Annotated in this window: 13 protein-coding genes; 4 read left to right on the forward strand and 9 right to left on the reverse strand. The window is 36.0% G+C overall.

Going from position 1 to position 18,282, the window contains the following annotated elements; all coding sequences use genetic code 11:
* The 3 genes from ACODSI_RS10445 to ACODSI_RS10455 form a co-directional block, all read left to right on the forward strand.
* The coding region (locus ACODSI_RS10445) for a T9SS type B sorting domain-containing protein (RefSeq protein ID WP_488916796.1) at nucleotides 1–1,068 on the forward strand (1,068 nt) is incomplete at its 5' end.
* A gap of 19 nt (nucleotides 1,069–1,087) precedes the next feature.
* Complete coding sequence (locus tag ACODSI_RS10450; protein ID WP_488916797.1) at nucleotides 1,088–2,041, forward strand: PorP/SprF family type IX secretion system membrane protein; 954 nt, start codon at nucleotides 1,088–1,090, stop codon at nucleotides 2,039–2,041.
* 10 nt (nucleotides 2,042–2,051) lie between these two features.
* A complete protein-coding gene (locus ACODSI_RS10455) occupies nucleotides 2,052–3,926 on the forward strand; it encodes an OmpA family protein (protein ID WP_488916798.1) in 1,875 nt (624 codons plus the stop codon).
* Nucleotides 3,927–3,928: 2 nt separating this feature from the next.
* Here the strand turns inward: ACODSI_RS10455 and ACODSI_RS10460 are convergent, their stop codons facing one another.
* The 8 genes from ACODSI_RS10460 to uvrA all read right to left on the reverse strand — a co-directional run bounded on the left by ACODSI_RS10460 (nucleotide 3,929) and on the right by uvrA (nucleotide 16,567).
* On the reverse strand, nucleotides 3,929–4,396 hold the full coding sequence (locus tag ACODSI_RS10460; RefSeq protein ID WP_488916799.1) for a hypothetical protein: 468 nt from the start codon (nucleotides 4,394–4,396) through the stop codon (nucleotides 3,929–3,931).
* A 95-nt stretch (nucleotides 4,397–4,491) separates the two neighbouring features.
* Nucleotides 4,492–6,894: an alpha-ketoacid dehydrogenase subunit alpha/beta gene (locus ACODSI_RS10465; RefSeq protein ID WP_488916800.1), complete on the reverse strand. Its 2,403-nt coding sequence runs from the start codon at nucleotides 6,892–6,894 to the stop codon at nucleotides 4,492–4,494.
* A gap of 187 nt (nucleotides 6,895–7,081) precedes the next feature.
* The gene (locus tag ACODSI_RS10470; protein ID WP_488916801.1) at nucleotides 7,082–9,883 is read right to left on the reverse strand and encodes a gluzincin family metallopeptidase; all 2,802 of its coding nucleotides are present in this window, start codon (nucleotides 9,881–9,883) and stop codon (nucleotides 7,082–7,084) included.
* A complete protein-coding gene (locus ACODSI_RS10475; RefSeq protein WP_488916802.1) occupies nucleotides 9,880–10,770 on the reverse strand; it encodes a hypothetical protein in 891 nt (296 codons plus the stop codon). The genes ACODSI_RS10470 and ACODSI_RS10475 overlap by 4 nt, the downstream gene beginning before the upstream one ends.
* The gene (locus ACODSI_RS10480) at nucleotides 10,770–12,203 is read right to left on the reverse strand and encodes an MBOAT family O-acyltransferase (RefSeq protein ID WP_488916803.1); all 1,434 of its coding nucleotides are present in this window, start codon (nucleotides 12,201–12,203) and stop codon (nucleotides 10,770–10,772) included. The genes ACODSI_RS10475 and ACODSI_RS10480 overlap by 1 nt, the downstream gene beginning before the upstream one ends.
* Before the next feature lie 79 nt (nucleotides 12,204–12,282).
* On the reverse strand, nucleotides 12,283–13,008 hold the full coding sequence (locus ACODSI_RS10485) for an LOG family protein (RefSeq protein WP_488916804.1): 726 nt from the start codon (nucleotides 13,006–13,008) through the stop codon (nucleotides 12,283–12,285).
* 168 nt (nucleotides 13,009–13,176) lie between these two features.
* Complete coding sequence (locus ACODSI_RS10490; protein ID WP_488916805.1) at nucleotides 13,177–13,722, reverse strand: GNAT family N-acetyltransferase; 546 nt, start codon at nucleotides 13,720–13,722, stop codon at nucleotides 13,177–13,179.
* A 7-nt stretch (nucleotides 13,723–13,729) separates the two neighbouring features.
* Entirely contained in the window at nucleotides 13,730–16,567 is a 2,838-nt protein-coding gene (gene uvrA / locus ACODSI_RS10495) for an excinuclease ABC subunit UvrA (protein ID WP_488916806.1), read from the reverse strand.
* A gap of 111 nt (nucleotides 16,568–16,678) precedes the next feature.
* Between uvrA and ACODSI_RS10500 the strand changes: the two genes are divergently transcribed.
* The gene (locus tag ACODSI_RS10500) at nucleotides 16,679–17,200 is read left to right on the forward strand and encodes a DUF8685 domain-containing protein (RefSeq protein WP_488916807.1); all 522 of its coding nucleotides are present in this window, start codon (nucleotides 16,679–16,681) and stop codon (nucleotides 17,198–17,200) included.
* Between the two features lie 74 nt (nucleotides 17,201–17,274).
* Here ACODSI_RS10500 and ACODSI_RS10505 read toward each other — a convergent pair whose 3' ends face one another.
* Nucleotides 17,275–18,267, reverse strand: coding sequence for a tetratricopeptide repeat protein (locus ACODSI_RS10505; RefSeq protein WP_488916808.1), 993 nt, complete (start codon nucleotides 18,265–18,267; stop codon nucleotides 17,275–17,277).
* Between the last annotated feature and the right edge of the window lie 15 nt (nucleotides 18,268–18,282).

Below are 18,282 nucleotides of genomic sequence, written 5' to 3' on the forward strand. Positions count from 1 at the left end.
ACCGTAACAGGCGCAGCTCCATGTGGAAATGCGACAGCAACGGTGACTGTAACAATCACACAAGCCCCCAATGCAGGAACTAATGGAACATTAACATTATGTGCTACGAGTCCGAGTCAAGATTTATTTACTGTTTTAGGCGGAACCCCACAAGTAGGCGGAGTTTGGTCACCAGCACTAGCTAGTGGTACAGGCGTATTTAATCCTGCGGTTGACACAGCAGGTGTTTACACGTATACGGTAACAGGAACAGCACCATGTGCAGCAGGCACAGCAACAGCAACCGTAACGGTTAATCCAATACCCAATGCAGGAACGAACGGTACATTAAGCATTTGTAGTAACGGCATAGCACAAGATTTATTTACCAGTTTAGGTGGTACTCCACAAACAGGTGGTGTATGGTCACCGGCATTAGCTAGTGGCACAGGCGTATTTGATCCTGCAGTAGACACAGCAGGTGTTTACACGTATACCGTAACAGGCGCAGCTCCATGTGGAAATGCGACAGCAACAGTTACTGTAACTATCACACAAGCCCCAAGCGCAGGAACTAATAATGCTTTAACTATTTGCAATACAGCAACTCCACAAGATTTGTTCACAGTTTTAGGCGGAACCCCACAATCAGGCGGAGTTTGGTCACCAGCACTAGCTAGTGGTACAGGCGTATTTAATCCAGCGGTTGACACAGCAGGTGTTTATACATACACAGTGACATCAACATGTGCTCCAGCATCAGCAACTGTGACGGTTACTATTGATATTTGTCCTGTTACAGACATTATAATACCTGATGGTTTTTCTCCTAATGGAGATGGAATTAATGACGAGTTTGTTATTGAAAATTTAGCAACATTGTATCCAAATTACAGTCTTGAAATCTATAACAGATATGGAAGTGTATTGTATAAAGGAACTATAAATTCATCTAATTGGAATGGTAAATCAACAGAAGGTTTGACTATAGGAGACGGTTTGCTTCCTACAGGAGTATACTTTTTTATTATAGAATTCAATGATGGAAATAGAAAACCATTGCAAGGAAGAGTCTATTTAAGCAGATAATTTGAAAGAAATTGTACTTATGAAAAATAAAAATATAAAATATCTGATACAATTAAGCACCTTATTGATGTGCTTTATTGCTTCAGCCCAACAAGACCCACAATACACGCAATATATGTATAACATGAGTGTCTTAAATCCGGCTTATGCTACCGATAATCAAGATGCAATTAACCTTGGAGGTCTATATAGAGCACAATGGGTTGGATCTGTAGGAGGTCCAACAACAGGAACATTTTTTGGTCATGCTGCTTTTGGGAAACGAGTAGAAGGTGGTTTGTCTATCATTCACGATCAAATTGGTGATGTTGTAAAAGAAACTAATGTTTACGCTGACTTTGCTTATGTTTTGCCTGTAAGCGATAAAAATAAATTATCGTTTGGGATTAAAGCAGGAACTACTTTTTTTAGTACCAATTTTAACGGATTTGTGTATTCAGATCCTTTGCCTGATCAAGCATTTGCAAATAATTTAAGCAGAACGTTCCCAAATGTAGGAATCGGTACGTATTATTTTGGAGAGAACTATTATGTTGGTTTTTCGGCTCCAAATATTCTTACTTCTAAACACCTTGAACGTCAAGATGGAATTGTTCGAACAGGTTCCGAAGAAGTGCATTATTTTTTAACAGGTGGATACGTTTTTACATTGAATGATAATTTAAAATTCAAGCCAGCTTTTATGTCTAAAGCAGTTTCAGGAGCTCCGGTATCTATTGATGTAACCGCCAATGTTTTAATTAACAATGTTTTTGAAGCTGGTGTAGGTTATCGTTTTGGCGATTCAATGAGTGGTTTAGTGAATTTTAGAGTAACACCTGCTTTACGAGTGGGTTATGCATACGATTATACCTTATCAAATTTAGGACGATTCAATTCAGGTTCACATGAAATAATGTTATTGTTTGACATCAGTAAATCTGGAAATAATAGTAATACCAATGGATACGACAAATCGCCAAGATTTTTCTAATACAAAGCACATGAGAAATTTATATACATATAGCTTCATTTTGTTTTTAAGTCTGACTTGCTTCGGGCAACAAAAACCATCTTTGAAAAAAGCCAATCATCTTTTTGTAAACCGTTCTTATGTAGACGCTGCCAAAATGTATGAAGCGCTAAAGCCATCACAACAAGTACTTCAAAATTTAGGGGATTCCTATTACTATAATTCACAAATGGATTTTGCAGTAAAGAATTACGGACAATTGTTTTTTTCATATAAAGATAGTTTGAAGCCAGAATCGTATTTTAGATATGCTCATGCATTAAAAGGAATAAAAGACTATGAAAAAGCAGATGCAATTATGAGTGAATACTTAAAATACCAAGTAGACACTAAAAAATTCATCGAAAATCTAGTCAACATTGTGCCTTATGATTATGAAATTCAATTGATGACTAAAAGTACTTCCAATGGCGATTTTGGAATGTCCTTTTTTGGAGATAAAGTCGTTTTTGCTTCCTTGAGAAGTAACGACAAACCTATTTTTAATTGGAATCAAAAACCGTATTTAGATTTATTTGAAGCGACCGTTACTAAAGATGGTCTTCTTGAAAATATTAAACCCTTTTCGGATAAAATCAATACCAAAACTCACGAAAGTAATGCTACTTTTTCTCAAGATGGAAAAATTATGTATTTCAGTAGAACCAATGCTAAAAGGGTTCAAATTGGGGAAGAAAAATATGCTACGGTTAAAATTTTCAGAGCTGAATTGGTCAATAACGAATGGACGAATATTACCGAAATGCCTTTCTCAAGTGATGTGTTTTCAACCGAACATCCTTGCTTAACTAAAGATGGTAAAAAACTCTACTTTGCCAGTGATATGCCAGGGACTTTAGGCTCAATGGATTTGTACTATGTTGATGTGAACTCAGATGGAACGTATGGTGCACCCAAAAATTTAGGTGATGCCATCAATACGATTCACAGGGAACAATTTCCTTTTTTAACCGAAGATGGCACTCTTTATTTTGCTTCAGACGGACATGAAGGAATGGGTGGATTGGACATATTCATGAGTAAATTGTACAACGATGTGTACATAAAACCATTAAATCTGGGTGAAACTATCAACAGTAATTTGGATGATTTTGGGTATGTTTTGAATGAAAAAGATAATAGCGGATTTTTGTCTTCAAACAGAAAAGGATCTGATAACTTATATAGTTTTAAACGTAAAGAAAATGAGAAACGCTTCTTAGTAGAAGGCGATGTTCGCGATAAAATCTCAAAAAACTTACTGCCAGGAACCACAGTAACATTATACGATGAAGATAACAAATTAGTTGGACAAATGGTAGCGGGTTCAAAAGCAGAGTACTTCTTTAATACGCGTCCTAATAAGAAATACCGTGTTGAAGCGGTTCGAGATTTTTACATTCCGAGTAGTGTAGAATTCACAACCAACGACGAAGGAAAATCGCGATTCTCAATCGAATTGGAAGTAGAATCATATGACGATGCCGAAGATATTGTAGTCACTAAAAATGATGGATATGTGTACATCGAATTGGAAAATATTTATTTTGATTTAAACAAATGGAACATCAAAGAGCAAGCGGCCAAAATTTTAGATGTTTTGGTTGATTTATTGAAAAAATACCCTTTGATGGAAATTCAAATAGGTGCACATACCGACTCGAGAGCTTCAGAAATGTATAACTTAATTCTATCCAATAACAGAGCAGCTTCTACATTAGAGTATCTTGTAAATAAAGGAATTGACAGAAAAAGATTGCGCTCTAAAGGATATGGTGAAAGTGTTCCTTTAGTGAAATGTGGTGATAAATGTACCGAAACAGAACATTCTATCAACCGTAGATGTGAGTTTAGAATTTTGAAATAAACTTACATAGGTTTTTTGGGTACTTCTTTGGTAGATATGGCAGCTACTTTGTTTTCCGAATTGACGGTAACATACAACTCTCGTTCAAAATATTTTTTTTGATATTCTATTTTGTATCGGAATATCAAATCATCAGTTTCCATGTCGTGTGTGACGTCTAGGAGTTGAATAGCAATGAATTTACCATTACGCTGATTAATGATGTGACAAGCTTTAGAAATTCGATCTACGGTAGCATTTTTTATCACTTTATCAGTGGCTTCATTTTTGGTGAAAACCTTAAAAACAGAAGTGTTACATGTTTCCAATAATCGTTTTCCTAAATCGGTTGCTCTATCTTTTTTAAGCGTATTTACCTCTTTAAGATCTATTTTTTCAAAACGCACTACGTCCTTATTTTCAGTTGCTGCCTGTTTGCTCTTACAAGAAACAAACACCATCAGCAGCAGTAATATGCAAATTTTTTTCATAATTTATTCGTTTGTATATAAACTCATAATCAGTAGTTTTAGTATAAAAAAAAGCCATACTGTGATGTATGGCTTTTTTAATTACATGTCTAAATTTAATACAAACTCTTATATTTCGCTGGATTGGCTTCGTGCATAATTGCATATACTTTCTCAAAAATATCTTCAACTGAAGGTTTTGAAAAATAATCACCATCGGTGCCATAAGCAGGTCGGTGTGGTTTAGAAGCCAAGGTTTGAGGCGCACTATCCAAATAGTTGTAACCTTTTTGTACTTCTACTATCTCTTGTAAAATGTAAGCACTCGCACCACCGGGAACATCTTCATCAATTACCAAAAGGCGATTGGTTTTGGCAACACTTTTTACAATATCTTGATTCAAATCAAATGGTAATAATGATTGAATATCAATGATTTCAGCACTGATTCCAACAGCTTCCAATTCGTTAGCTGCTTGTTCTACTAATCGCAAAGTAGAACCGTAAGAAACCAACGTAATATCGGTTCCAGATTTAATGGTTTCAACAACTCCAATTGGTGTTTTAAATTCACCTAAATTGGTTGGCATTTTCTCTTTCAATCGATAACCATTCAAACATTCTACTACCAAAGCAGGTTCGTCTTTTTCTAATAAAGTATTGTAAAATCCAGCGGCTTTAGTCATATTTCTTGGAACCAAAACGTGAATACCACGAATAGCATTAATAATCATTCCCATAGGTGAACCCGAATGCCAAACACCTTCCAAACGGTGTCCGCGTGTTCTAATAATTAGCGGTGCTTTTTGTCTTCCAGCAGTTCTATATTGTAAGGTGGCCAAATCGTCACTCATGATTTGGATAGCATATAACAAATAATCCAAATATTGAATTTCAGCAATCGGACGCAATCCTCGCATCGCCATTCCAATTCCTTGTCCCAAAATAGTCGCTTCACGAATTCCAACATCGGCAACACGCAATTCACCATATTTCTCTTGCATGCCTTCCAGACCTTGATTTACGTCTCCAATATTACCCGAATCTTCTCCAAAAATCAACGTTTCAGGATATTTAGTAAAGATGGCATCAAAGTTATCTCGCAATACCAAGCGCGCATCTACGTCTTCTGCTGAAGCATCATAAGTAGGTAAAACTTCCGCAGAAGTCAATACACTTTTAGCTGATTCGGAGAATAAATGCGAACTGAATTTGGGTTGGATTTTAGCCGTATAATTGGTAATCCAAGTTGCAAGTTCCGACTTTCCTGTTTCGTTGATAACCATTCGCAATACTTTACGAGCTGTAGTCAAAATATCTTTGCGAATTGGTTCTTTGATAGCCGCTAAATCGTTAGCAATTTTTTCAATGAATATCTTGTTTTCACTCGATGATGCCACTGAATTTAACAAAGCGACCAATTCTTTTTGCTCGTCTTTCATTGGCGTTACAAAAGCGATCCATGCGGCTTTTTTTCCTTCAAGAACATCTTTCTTAGCTTGGTTGTCTAAGTCGTCTAATTCTTCTGCTGTAGCCAAATTATTTTCAATGAACCACAAACGCATTTGTGCCAAACAATCAAATTCGGCTTCCCATGCCAGTCGCTCGGCATTTTTATAGCGCTCATGACTTCCAGAAGTTGAATGTCCTTGAGGTTGCGTCAATTCTTGTACATGAATTAAAACCGGAACGTGTTCTTCACGAGCAATAGCCGCTGCTTTTTCATACGTTGACACTAAAGCTGGATAATCCCAGCCTTTAACGGTTAGAATTTCATAGCCATTTCCTTTCTCATCACGTTGAAATCCTTTTAGAATTTCAGAAATATTTTCTTTAGTTGTTTGGTATCGTGCATGCACCGAAATTCCGTATTCATCATCCCAAACACTCATCACCATCGGCACTTGTAAAACACCTGCCGCATTGATGGTTTCAAAAAACAACCCTTCAGAGGTAGACGCATTTCCAATAGTTCCCCATGCTATCTCGTTTCCATTCTCTGAAAAATTGGTTTGGTCGATTCCAGCAACGTTTCTATATATTTTAGAGGCTTGTGCCAACCCTAACAAACGTGGCATTTGCCCAGCCGTTGGTGAAATATCAGCACTTGAATTTTTTTGTTGGGTTAAGTTGTTCCAATTGCCATTTTCGTCAAGCGAATGGGTAGCAAAGTGTCCGCCCATTTGTCGACCTGCACTCATTGGATCAAAATTAATATCAGTATGACCATACAATCCGGCAAAGAATTGCTCAATAGTCATAGCGCCAATAGCCATCATAAAGGTTTGATCGCGGTAATATCCTGAACGAAAATCTCCATTCTTAAACGCTTTAGCCAATGCCAATTGCGGCACTTCTTTTCCGTCACCAAAAATTCCGAATTTGGCTTTACCAGTAAGCACTTCGCGTCTTCCTAATAAACTACATTCACGGCTTATGGTAGCAATTTTATAATCGTTTAAAACTTCGGCTTTAAAATCTTCAAAAGTAATTTCGACTTTGGTTTGTGTTTCGGTCATAATGATTATGGAATTTCTTAATGAAACAAATTTAATGAAAAAGCGCTAATAATTATAATTCTGTGAAAAAAATATAATTTAATAATTAGCAATTATTACTCTGTATTTTAAGGTTTGAATGTAATTTGTTTATAAAAAATGGATAATACAAATTAAATATTCAATAAAACTAGTATTTTGATAAGAATTAAAACCATTTTCTGGTAAACAAACCAATCAACGATTGTGGAGAAAACGCTACAATAAAACGAATTTTTTCAGCATATTTTGGTTGTGAAACTTCCCAACCATTATTAGAATACACTGGAAAATACAACTCAAAATAATCGGTAACTAAATTCAAACGAATACCACTATCGTATACAAATCGAGCATCTTCGTGTTTGTTTTTCAAGAAGCCTAAATCACCGTAGATTTCAATCCAATTCCAAACATTAAAACTACCATTGGCAGTCGTTAACCACTGATTGGCATACGGATTAATCAATTTCGATTTGAATCCGCCTTCAGCTTGAATGTACTGCTGACTGAAAATTCCGGTACTTTCAGATCGGCCTAAATAGTTGTAATCAAATAAATAATCGGTGGGACGATCTAAAGCAAAATTAAAGTAGGTAGTTTCGGTTTTATTGTATAAAAACAGACCACCATACAAACGTAAATTAATTTGTCTATTGTCGTCAAAAAGTCTTCTAAAACTAATGCTTGTAGACGCTTTTCCGAATTTGGAAGCCAATTGTAAATCGGTTGCATAGCCAAAATGCTTCGTAATTTCGGTTCTTGAATTGTTGTAACGCGCATTGAAAATGGAATAGTTTCCGTCTTGAGTACTTTTTACAAATTCACTTGCTTCTCGATTGACATACACTTGACGGAACAACAAACTCTTGTAGTGATTGTCTCTAAAATCGTCTTCTCTGAATCTGAACAGCACATACGGATTGATTTTTTTGTAATACGCATCGGGTGCATAATGGTAGTTTTCGCCGCTCAATCCATACCGAATGTTGAACATGTTGCTATCGCGATTGAATTGATTCACTGACGTTGAAAAGCGTCCCGAAAGCGAACTCGTTTTGGTAGAATACGAAGGCGTTACATCAAAATTAAACGGTTTATCCAATATGGTTTTGTTGTGAAAACGCATGCCTGGAATGAATCCGTCATAAAAATTGTATTCCAAAGTGGGCACATACAAAATTTGATTGTAATTCGGATCTTCCAAATCTTTCATGAAATTGAACTTGATGGGCTTATTACTCAATCGAAATGATTTCAACGACTTCCAGTTGTTTCTTTGGTTGTATTCGGGTACAATATTTTTGTAATTAATGACAATTTTATCGGCACCATTTCGCTTAAAAGTATAGATACTGTCTGCTTTTACCGCATCAATCCATTCTTTAAAAACTACTTCTTTTTTCTTGATACCATAAACAGGAATCGGAACATCAACTCCAGTTTTATTTTTCAAACGGAATGAAACACTGTCTTTGGTTTTGGTAACGTCATCAAATTTATAATCGACAATTTTTCTCGAATTGATGATGGTATTGAAGAACCAATCGGTTTTTTTTTGCGAATTGCGTTCAACTATAGATTCAAATTGATGAACATCGGTTTGGCTTTTAGAAGCATATAGTACAAATTCACGAATACTTTTCTTCAAATTTTCTTCACCAATATAATCGGATAAATACCTAAAACTCAATCCGGCTCTATATTTTGAAGCAATTTTTTCATTGAATTTTATCAACGTATTTTTTGGGTCACCAAGCGGTTGGTCTAAATTTTTACGCGCCATCAACATATAGAAATAGCTGTATTGTTCATTAAAATCTAACGAAACCAAATGGTAACCTCTAAGCAATCGCAACTTGCCAATACTTCCCATCATCTTGGCCTCAGGATAATATTCATCTATATATTTCATCATATAATAGATTTGAATAGCATCGTAAATCCAATTGTCTTTTCGCGGATCTAATTGTAAAGTAGTCTTTAAATAATTGTTCAAATACGTCTTTAAAAACTTTAATTCGTAGATAAAATCATCGGGAAACGGACTGATAAACGACGGCAATTGATTCAATCCATAAAACGGATTTTGTTCATAATCCAATTGTGAAACGATGATTTTTGGCTTTGGGTAATTTCCTAAATTATCAGCAACATAATTGATTACTTTATCAACGATAATGGCTTTGTTAATGTCGTTTACACGTTTGTCTTCCAAATTAGAAGTAACGTCCAAATGATTATTTTTAAAACTTAAAAACGATTTTGTGGGATCGATGTACAGATTCACAACCAATTGATTCTTGCCCGAAAAAGTATAGGTATTATTGTCTACAGATATCAAAGGCAAATCGCAAATGACTTGACTATCTTTAGGAGTGGTGATTTTTAAATCAACATCGGTTAAAGCGTTAGGCGCATCGTCAATGTTGAGATTGTTGTATGTAATAAATTGATTATTTTTATAAATCGACGGTGTCAGAAACCAATCTTTTAAAGCAATACCATCTTGTGAATTGTACCCGTATTTCGTGAATTTATCATCCGGAATTTTAACAAAATACGACAACACAAATGTCGCTTTTTCTCCCGGAAGCAATTTGTTTTTTAATTGAAATTCTACTAAATCTGAAAAATCTTCAGGTCGGTTCCACGATAATAGTGATTTGGATTCGTCAATAATGGTGATGGTATTGGTATTGCCGCGTTCTTTTTCGGAAGCCAAATGAAAACTACGCACATATTCATCCGAAAATCGGGCACCTAAAGCGGTATTTTTATCAGAATACGCATTGTTCCAATCGTTTAAAACAATGCTCGATAAGGTATCGTTACTTTGATTGAAATAGGTTAGTTCTTGATAGACATTCAGTACTTTCTTTTCGTGGTTCACTTCCACCACCAATGTGGAATGGTGTTGTGAAAATGCCATAATGGAGCATAAGAAAAGTAAGTAGGTTATCTTTTTCACTGGGCTATTTTGGGTTTGAATAATGCTTTGAAAACTATTTTAGTGAATTCTATTGCACCGTCTTTATTCATGTGTCCGCACGTTGAAAAATACTTATCCTCGGTTACGGCATTTTCAAATCTACGAATTTCTGGATAAATTTCGTGTAAGTGATTGAAATAATCTCGGTTAATGGTCTCCATACACATTGGAGTGGTCATCGCAATCAAGTTGATGTGGTTCTTTTTGCAAATGGCTTTTATTTCTTCATATCCTTTGTTTCGTTTCGGATAATATTTTGATAAATCGGCTGCCACCATTGGTCTTTGGTCCGTTAATAACGGATAAAAACCATCGTTATCTAAAGCATTGGTTTTTTTATGAACGGCTGAATAATACATTTCTCTGAATCCAATTCGGGCATCATAATGCATGTATCGGTAAAACGGAATGTACAGTAATTGGTTGTATTCGGGAATGGTTCTGTAAAAATCACGAATGGTTTTAGACGAATGTAAATAGGGCATAAAGAGCGAACGAATCGCTTCCGAATGATCGTTGCTATTGATGTTCAAATCGACTTGAAGAATTAAATTCTTGATTTTGTAATGGCGTTCAACCATCATTTGCAACATTAAAGCCGATTCTTCTAAACGCGAACGTGTGATGCCAAAATTGAACGTAGTATGTCCTTGATCGTTGAATATTTTAGGTACAAAATGATTGTTAACGCGTGACGAACCTAAAAAAACGACATCATAACTTTTATTTTTGGAATGGTATAAATAATCTATTTTACTTCTCGAATCCGATTGCATATAGATGGCAGTATATAGCACATCAAGCAGAACCATCGTAAGAATGATGATGGCTAAACCTTTTGTTAAGAATATGAGAAATTGCTTCATTAGAATTGAAAATAAATAAATTCTTTATAATCTGAAAAAACACCCAAAGCTAAAATGGCTGCTATGCACAAACTTAATTTCAACCAACTGTATTTTCCCGAAATAGGCTCTAGTTTATGACGGTTGTTCCATTCTACAAGTACGAAAATAAGCACTAATGGGATTAAGTTGTGGCTGTAGCGTTCAATTCTAAAATATTCTTCGTTAAAATGCAAGTTCGTGAACATTCTTTTAAGGTATAAAACGGCATCGGTAATGGTTTTAGCTCTAAAGAAAATCCAAGCCACACAGGTAATTGAAAAAGTTACTAGTATATTGAAAAGGGTTTGAACCGATTCAAAATTAAGTCCTAACGTAAAATCATCAACATTTTTTCGGTTTCGGTTCAGTAGGAGTAAGGGTAAAAAGTAAATCGCATTAATCAATCCCCAAGCCACATAGGTCCAATTGGCACCATGCCAAAAACCACTGACTAAAAAGATGATGAACGTATTGCGCACCTGAAACCATTTATTGCCTTTACTTCCGCCCAACGGAATGTATAAATAATCGCGAAACCACGACGAAAGCGAAATGTGCCATTTGCGCCAAAATTCGGCGATATCTCTTGAAAAATAAGGATAATTGAAGTTCTTCAACAAATCAATTCCGAATAGTTTCGAAGTTCCCAAAGCAATATCCGAATAGCCCGAAAAGTCGCCATAAATCTGAAAGGCAAAATATACCGCACCCAAAATCAAGGACAAGGAATTTGCCGTAGTATAATGATTGAAAATTTCGTTGGCATAAACCGAACACGAATCGGCTATCACCACTTTTTTCACTAATCCCCAAACGATTTGATAAATACCTTCTTGCGCTTTATTGAAATTGAATTTTCTTCGGACTTTAATTTGGGGTAATAAGTGTGTCGCACGTTCAATCGGACCAGCTACTAACAGCGGAAAATAACTCACAAATAGCGAATAATCTACAAAGTTTTTTTCCGATTTGATGCGTTTGTAGTAAATGTCAATGATGTAAGAAAGGCCGTGAAAGGTGTAAAACGAAATCCCAACAGGTAGTATTAATTTCAATAAAATCGGATTGGCAGTAAACCCAAACGAATGTACCATTTCGGCAAATGATTGGGCAAAAAAGTTGTAATATTTGAATACCCCAAGAAATCCTAAATTGATGGAAACACACGTCCACAACCACATTTTTCGTTCGGAAGAAGTCTGACTTTTTTCAATTTTCATAGCCGAGACATAATCCAATAGCGTTGAAAAAACCAATAAAAACAAGAACCTCCAATCCCAACACGAATAGAAATAATAACTCGCCAAAATCAAAATATAATTCTGATTGATTTTCGATTTATGCCCCACAAACCAATACAGCATAAAAACTATAGGCAGAAAAATGGCAAAATGAAACGAGTTAAAAAACATAGCAAAGCAATTAGCGGTTAGCCATTAGCAGTTAGCTTATCTTTATCGATTTAAAAGCTAACTGCTGAAGGCTGAGAGCTTAAAAATTCGGACTTAAATTGTATTTTTTATAGAAGTTATCCAACGCTTCCACCACTTCATCTTCGGTGTCGACCAATTGAATCAAGTTCATGTCTTCTGGATTGGCATTTTTTTGCTTGTCAATCATCACATTTTTAATCCAATCTAAAAGACCAGACCAGTATTCGGTTCCGACCAAAATAATTGGAAATTTCCCAATTTTCTTAGTTTGAATCAAGGTTACGGCTTCAAACATTTCGTCTAAAGTCCCAAAACCACCCGGCATCACCACAAAGCCTTGCGAGTATTTTACAAACATCACTTTGCGCACAAAAAAGTAGTCAAAGTTCAAGTTTTTGTCTTTATCAATATACGGATTGTAGTGTTGTTCAAACGGCAATTCAATATTCAATCCAACCGAAGTTCCTTCGCCTCGGTGCGCTCCTTTATTACCAGCTTCCATAATTCCTGGGCCACCGCCTGTAATCACACCATAACCTGCTTTACTGATTTTGTAAGCGGTTCGTTCAGCCAATTCGTAATATTTATCGTCTGGTTTGGTTCGAGCTGAGCCAAAAATCGATACACAAGGCCCAATACGAGCCATCGATTCGTATCCATTTACAAACTCCGACATGATTTTAAAAATCGCCCATGAGTCGTTGGTTCTAATCTCGTTCCACGTTTTTTGCTTTAATTTATCCTGTATTCTGTGGTCTTCGTTTTCGTAATCGTTAAATGCCATAATCGTATTTTTTATTTTTATTTGAAGCTGATCCAGCTTTCGCCTTTATCTTGCTCCGTAAACTACGCAAGGATATCGGCTCTATCTGGGCTAAAAAAGCCTGCTAAATTACTTCTTTTTTTTACATCTGAAGTTTTAAGGTAAATTTTTATAAATAAGGATGCTGTTTTAACTCCGTTTTTCCCACTCCCATTTCAACAACGAATAGCATTCCGAATCTTCATTTTTGCCATCTACGACATAATCTTCGCGCACGGTGCCTTCATAACTAAAGCCATACCGTTGTAATAATTTTAAAGAAGCTTGGTTTTCGGCAGCTATTAAAGCTTCTACACGATGCAAGTTTAATTGGGTAAATCCATACCGTAATACTTCATTTAATGCTTCGGTCATCAATCCTTTTTGTTTGAAAGCTTCGTTTTTCATGTTATAGAATACTTCTGCTCGATTGTGGGAAGCATTCCACGTGTGAAAACCACACTCACCAATAGGTAAGTTACTCTGTTTATCAATCAACAAAAAATAGAACATGGATATTCGGTGGGTTTCCATACCTTTTTCGTGCATCGTTTTAGCATGTTCAAAACCCGCTTCATCAAAACCGAAATAGGTAACAATTTCTTCTTTGGTTTTGCTATGAAATAGTTCATGAATGATAGCAGGCGTGATGCTTTTCAAAATTAATCGCTCGGTAGTTATTTCAATAGAATTCATTTCGCTATTATTTTTGAGTCAATTCTTTTTTCAAAAAATGTGCGGTATAACTTTTCTTATTCTTAACGATTTCTTCGGGTGTTCCGGTGCACAAAATTTCGCCACCACCTTTTCCGCCTTCCAAACCAACATCTATAATGTAATCGGCTAGTTTAATTACATCTAAATTGTGCTCGATAATCAACACCGAATTTCCTTTATCTACCAGTTTTTGAATCACATCCATCAACACCCGAATGTCTTCAAAGTGCAAACCTGTAGTGGGTTCGTCCATAATATAAAAGGTATTTCCGGTATCTTTTTTAGACAATTCCGTCGCCAATTTAATGCGTTGCGCTTCACCACCCGAAAGCGTGGTGCTTTGTTGTCCTAGGGTAATGTATCCCAATCCAACATCTTGAATGGTTTTTACTTTTCGGTATATTTTGGGTATGTTTTCAAAGAACTCAACGGCTTCATCTACCGTCATGTTCAACACATCCGAAATGGACTTTCCTTTGTATCGAATTTCCAAAGTTTCTCTATTAAAACGCTTGCCTTGACAGGTTTCGCATTCGACATACACATCGGGTAAGAAACTCATTTCGATGGTTCGAACTCCCGATCCTTCACAGGTTTCGCAGCGTCCGCCAGCGACATTAAAACTGAAACGTCCAGCTTTATAGCCACGAATCATCGCTTCGGGTGTTAGGGTAAACAAACTTCTAACTTCAGAAAACACATCGGTATACGTCGCTGGGTTGGAACGTGGTGTTCTACCAATCGGACTTTGATCAATGTCAATTACTTTGTCAATATGTTCTAAACCTTCAATTTTTTTATACGGTTGTGGTTTTTTGACACCATTAAAAATATGGGCATTCAAAATAGGGTAGAGCGTTTCATTAATCAACGTTGACTTACCACTTCCTGAAACTCCAGTCACGCAAATCAGTTTTCCTAATGGAAATTCCACGGTTACATTTTTTAAATTATTACCACTAGCTCCCGAAAGTTTTATCGATTTTCCATTGCCTTCACGGCGCTTTTTAGGCACTTCAATTTGCAATTCGCCGTTCAAATATTGCGCGGTTAGCGTATGTTCTTTTAGTAATTCTGCTGGCGTTCCTTTACTGATGATATTCCCACCAAATTTTCCAGCTTTGGGTCCGATGTCAATCACGTAATCAGCACATTCAATCATGTCTTTGTCGTGTTCGACTACCAAAACCGAATTACCAATGTCTCGAAGATTTTTCAACGAATTGATCAATCGTTCGTTATCGCGTTGGTGCAATCCGATACTCGGTTCGTCTAAAATATAAAGCACGCCAACCAATTGCGAACCGATTTGTGTTGCCAAGCGAATACGTTGTGCTTCACCACCCGAAAGTGATTTAGAACTTCGACTTAACGACAAATAATTCAGTCCAACATCCATCAAAAATTGCAAGCGATCGTTGATTTCTTTGAGAATTTCGGTGGCGATTGTTTTTTGTTTTTCAGACAACACTTCGGGTAAAGCTTTGAACCATGCCGTCAATTCTGAAATGTCCATAGCCGATAATTCAGCAATGTTTTTATCGTTTATTTTAAAGAAAAGCGATTCTTTTTTCAAACGCGAACCATCACAAACCGGACAATTAATTTCGTCCATAAAGTCTTTTGCCCAACGTTTTATAGAAGTCGAATTACTGTCATCGTGCTGATTTTTAATAAATTTGGCAATCCCTTCAAAATCGATTTTATACTCTTTAGTCACTCCGGCGGCTTTTGAAACCACGGAGAATTTTTCGTTACCGCCATTCAAAATCATGTCCATTGCCTCGTCAGAAATCGTTTCGATGGCATCGGTCAATTTGAAATTGTATTTTTCACCGATAATTTCCAATTGCTTGAACATCCACGAACTTTTGTATTCGCCAAGCGGCGCAAATCCGCCTTTATTGATGGACAATTTCGGATTCGGAATGATTTTTTTGAGGTTGATTTCGTTTACAATTCCCAAGCCATTACAATGTTCGCAAGCTCCTTTAGGCGAATTGAACGAAAATAAATTCGGCTCCGGATTTTGATACGAAATACCTGTGGTTGGGCACATCAAGGTTCGACTAAAAAACCGCACGTCGTCACTTTCGTGCTCAATAACCATCATTACATCTTCACCGTGATACATCGCAGTTTTGATACTTTCCGACAAACGTTTGTCGGTATCGTCATTATCTTCAACTTGCAATCGGTCAATTACAATTTCGATATCGTGTGTTTTGTAACGGTCGAGTTTCATTCCAGTAGTGATGTCAACAATTTTGCCATTGACACGCACTTTTACAAACCCTTGTTTGGCTATTTGTTGGAATAACTCGGCATAATGTCCCTTTCTGGCGCGAATAATGGGTGCTAAAATGTTAATGCGTTTTCCGAGGAAATTCTCTTTAATTAAATTTTTAATTTGCTCATCCGAATAGGAAACCATTTTCTCTCCGGTGTTATAGCTGAAGGCTTCTCCAGCACGCGCATAGAGCAAACGCAAAAAATCGTATATTTCAGTGATCGTTCCAACCGTTGATCGTGGCGATTTGCTGGTTGTTTTTTGTTCGATAGCGATTACAGGTGAAAGTCCGTCAATTTTATCCACATCAGGACGTTCCAATCCGCCTAAAAATTGACGTGCATATGCCGAAAACGTTTCGATGTAACGACGTTGTCCTTCGGCATAAATCGTATCAAAAGCTAAGGATGATTTTCCCGAACCCGAAAGCCCAGTAATCACCACCAATTGTTCTCTCGGAATGGTAATATCGATGTTCTTTAAGTTGTGAACACGAGCGCCAATAACTTCAATAGTAGTATCGTTTTCTAGCATAGTTGGAGTGAAAACGCAAAAGTACAATTTTAAGGTCAAAATTCACTTAGTCAGTTGAGAAGAATTTGTTAAAGATTTTTATATTTGGGCAAATTAAAAAATCATTACATTATGAATATTTTAGGAATAGGTTCACGCATTAAGCACCCTGAACTGGGACTTGGCGTAGTAACCAATGTAACCTCGAAGCATTATTGGGTTACTTTTATAGAAAGCGGATTGGAAACGATAGACGTTGACAGTACTTTTGAAGTGATTGATGCCATTGATGGCGAAGTTGATTCGGTAAGTTTTTATGAAGTAGAACGCACGTTGAAAAATATATTGCAACGTTGGTCAGACGTTTCTCAAGTAGTCCCAATTGCCGATAAATGGAAAGGCGGAAAATTGGTTATGGAACCAGGAACGCCAACCCAAAATAAAGAAGTGCCGATTGATGTTTTTTTCAATAAAATTATTATGGTTAGAGACAGGCTTCGTGTAATGGAACAAAAAATTAATTCGAGTAATTTAGACAATTCGGAAAAAGTAGAACTGCAACAATACATTACGAGATGTTATGGAAGTTTAACAACATTTAATGTGTTGTTTAAAAGTACGAGTGATTATTTTGTTGGAGAGAAAACGAAGTAATTTTTTTTAAATTGAAATTAGAACCTCTGAGGTATTAAAATTAAAAATCCCTTTCGATTGTAAAGGGATTTTTTTTATTTACTGGAAATATGATATTTGGCTAAAATTGATTCAAATAAGGCTTCTTTGCCTTGTTTTTTCATTTCTCTGTACACAATTTGAATCAAGGTTTCAGCGTCAGTTCGATAGGGTGATTTTTGTTCAACATACAGGTTATAGGCTTGACATAAATTTTCTAAAGCTTTTTCATATTCAAATAGGTATTGGGTATAAATATTTCCAATTCCATAAAAAACTTCGGGATTGTTAGGATCTACTTTTGCCAATCGTTCGTAGGCCTTTACACCTTTTTTATATTCTTTTTTATAGATGTAAGCGATGCCTAAATTTTGCAATGGCATGATTCCAGTAGGGTCAATTTCTAGCGATTTTTCATAGGCTTCAATGGCTTCATCAAACTTGTTCAATCGTCTGTAATTGATGCCAATATTGTCATAGGCAAAAGCAAAATTAGGATCAAAGACTAAGGCTTTTTTATAATATTCAATAGCTTTTTCAAAATTTTCTTTTTTGGTTTCATCTAAGCCTAAATTGTAATATTTGATAGCCTCACTATTTCTAGAAATCGATTTCTCACCAATCTTATCGTTAGCGGCAATTTTATTTTTAATGGCTGGGCAATTCTTAACTAAATACCGTTCCATATCATAATAGTATTCTTTAAATTCTTTAGAATCTTCATTCATATTGATGGTGATGTCAATCTGTTTTTTTCCATCTTCACCAACTTTAGCCGTTTTTTCTAAATCTTTAATGGAAGCAATTTTAATCCCCATTTGATATGCGCCAACGTATTCTTTTAGACAAGCACTAATTTCAGATGAAATACTGTCTCTAGATTTATTTGCGGTTTCAATAGAATCGATACACTTACACGCTTTGTCCGATAACTCAGCCAATAGTTTTTTCTGGTCTAGTGTGACTTCGTTGTCTTTGTCTGAAGTTTCTTGAGAATACCCATAACTTATCGACAGGGTAATTAAAAATAAGGATACTATATGTTTCATATCAAATAAATTAGT

This window comes from Flavobacterium sp. FG139 (assembly GCF_057809695.1).

Excerpts from the sequence above, each read along its gene's own strand:
- ACODSI_RS10450 (WP_488916797.1), top strand. The coding sequence starts at position 1,088 with ATGAAAAATAAAAATATAAAATATCTGATACAATTAAGCACCTTATTG.
- ACODSI_RS10455 (WP_488916798.1), top strand. The coding sequence starts at position 2,052 with ATGAGAAATTTATATACATATAGCTTCATTTTGTTTTTAAGTCTGACT.
- ACODSI_RS10460 (WP_488916799.1), bottom strand. The coding sequence starts at position 4,396 with ATGAAAAAAATTTGCATATTACTGCTGCTGATGGTGTTTGTTTCTTGT.
- ACODSI_RS10465 (WP_488916800.1), bottom strand. The coding sequence starts at position 6,894 with ATGACCGAAACACAAACCAAAGTCGAAATTACTTTTGAAGATTTTAAA.
- ACODSI_RS10475 (WP_488916802.1), bottom strand. The coding sequence starts at position 10,770 with ATGAAGCAATTTCTCATATTCTTAACAAAAGGTTTAGCCATCATCATT.
- ACODSI_RS10480 (WP_488916803.1), bottom strand. The coding sequence starts at position 12,203 with ATGTTTTTTAACTCGTTTCATTTTGCCATTTTTCTGCCTATAGTTTTT.
- ACODSI_RS10485 (WP_488916804.1), bottom strand. The coding sequence starts at position 13,008 with ATGGCATTTAACGATTACGAAAACGAAGACCACAGAATACAGGATAAA.
- ACODSI_RS10490 (WP_488916805.1), bottom strand. The coding sequence starts at position 13,722 with ATGAATTCTATTGAAATAACTACCGAGCGATTAATTTTGAAAAGCATC.
- uvrA (WP_488916806.1), bottom strand. The coding sequence starts at position 16,567 with ATGCTAGAAAACGATACTACTATTGAAGTTATTGGCGCTCGTGTTCAC.
- ACODSI_RS10500 (WP_488916807.1), top strand. The coding sequence starts at position 16,679 with ATGAATATTTTAGGAATAGGTTCACGCATTAAGCACCCTGAACTGGGA.
- ACODSI_RS10505 (WP_488916808.1), bottom strand. The coding sequence starts at position 18,267 with ATGAAACATATAGTATCCTTATTTTTAATTACCCTGTCGATAAGTTAT.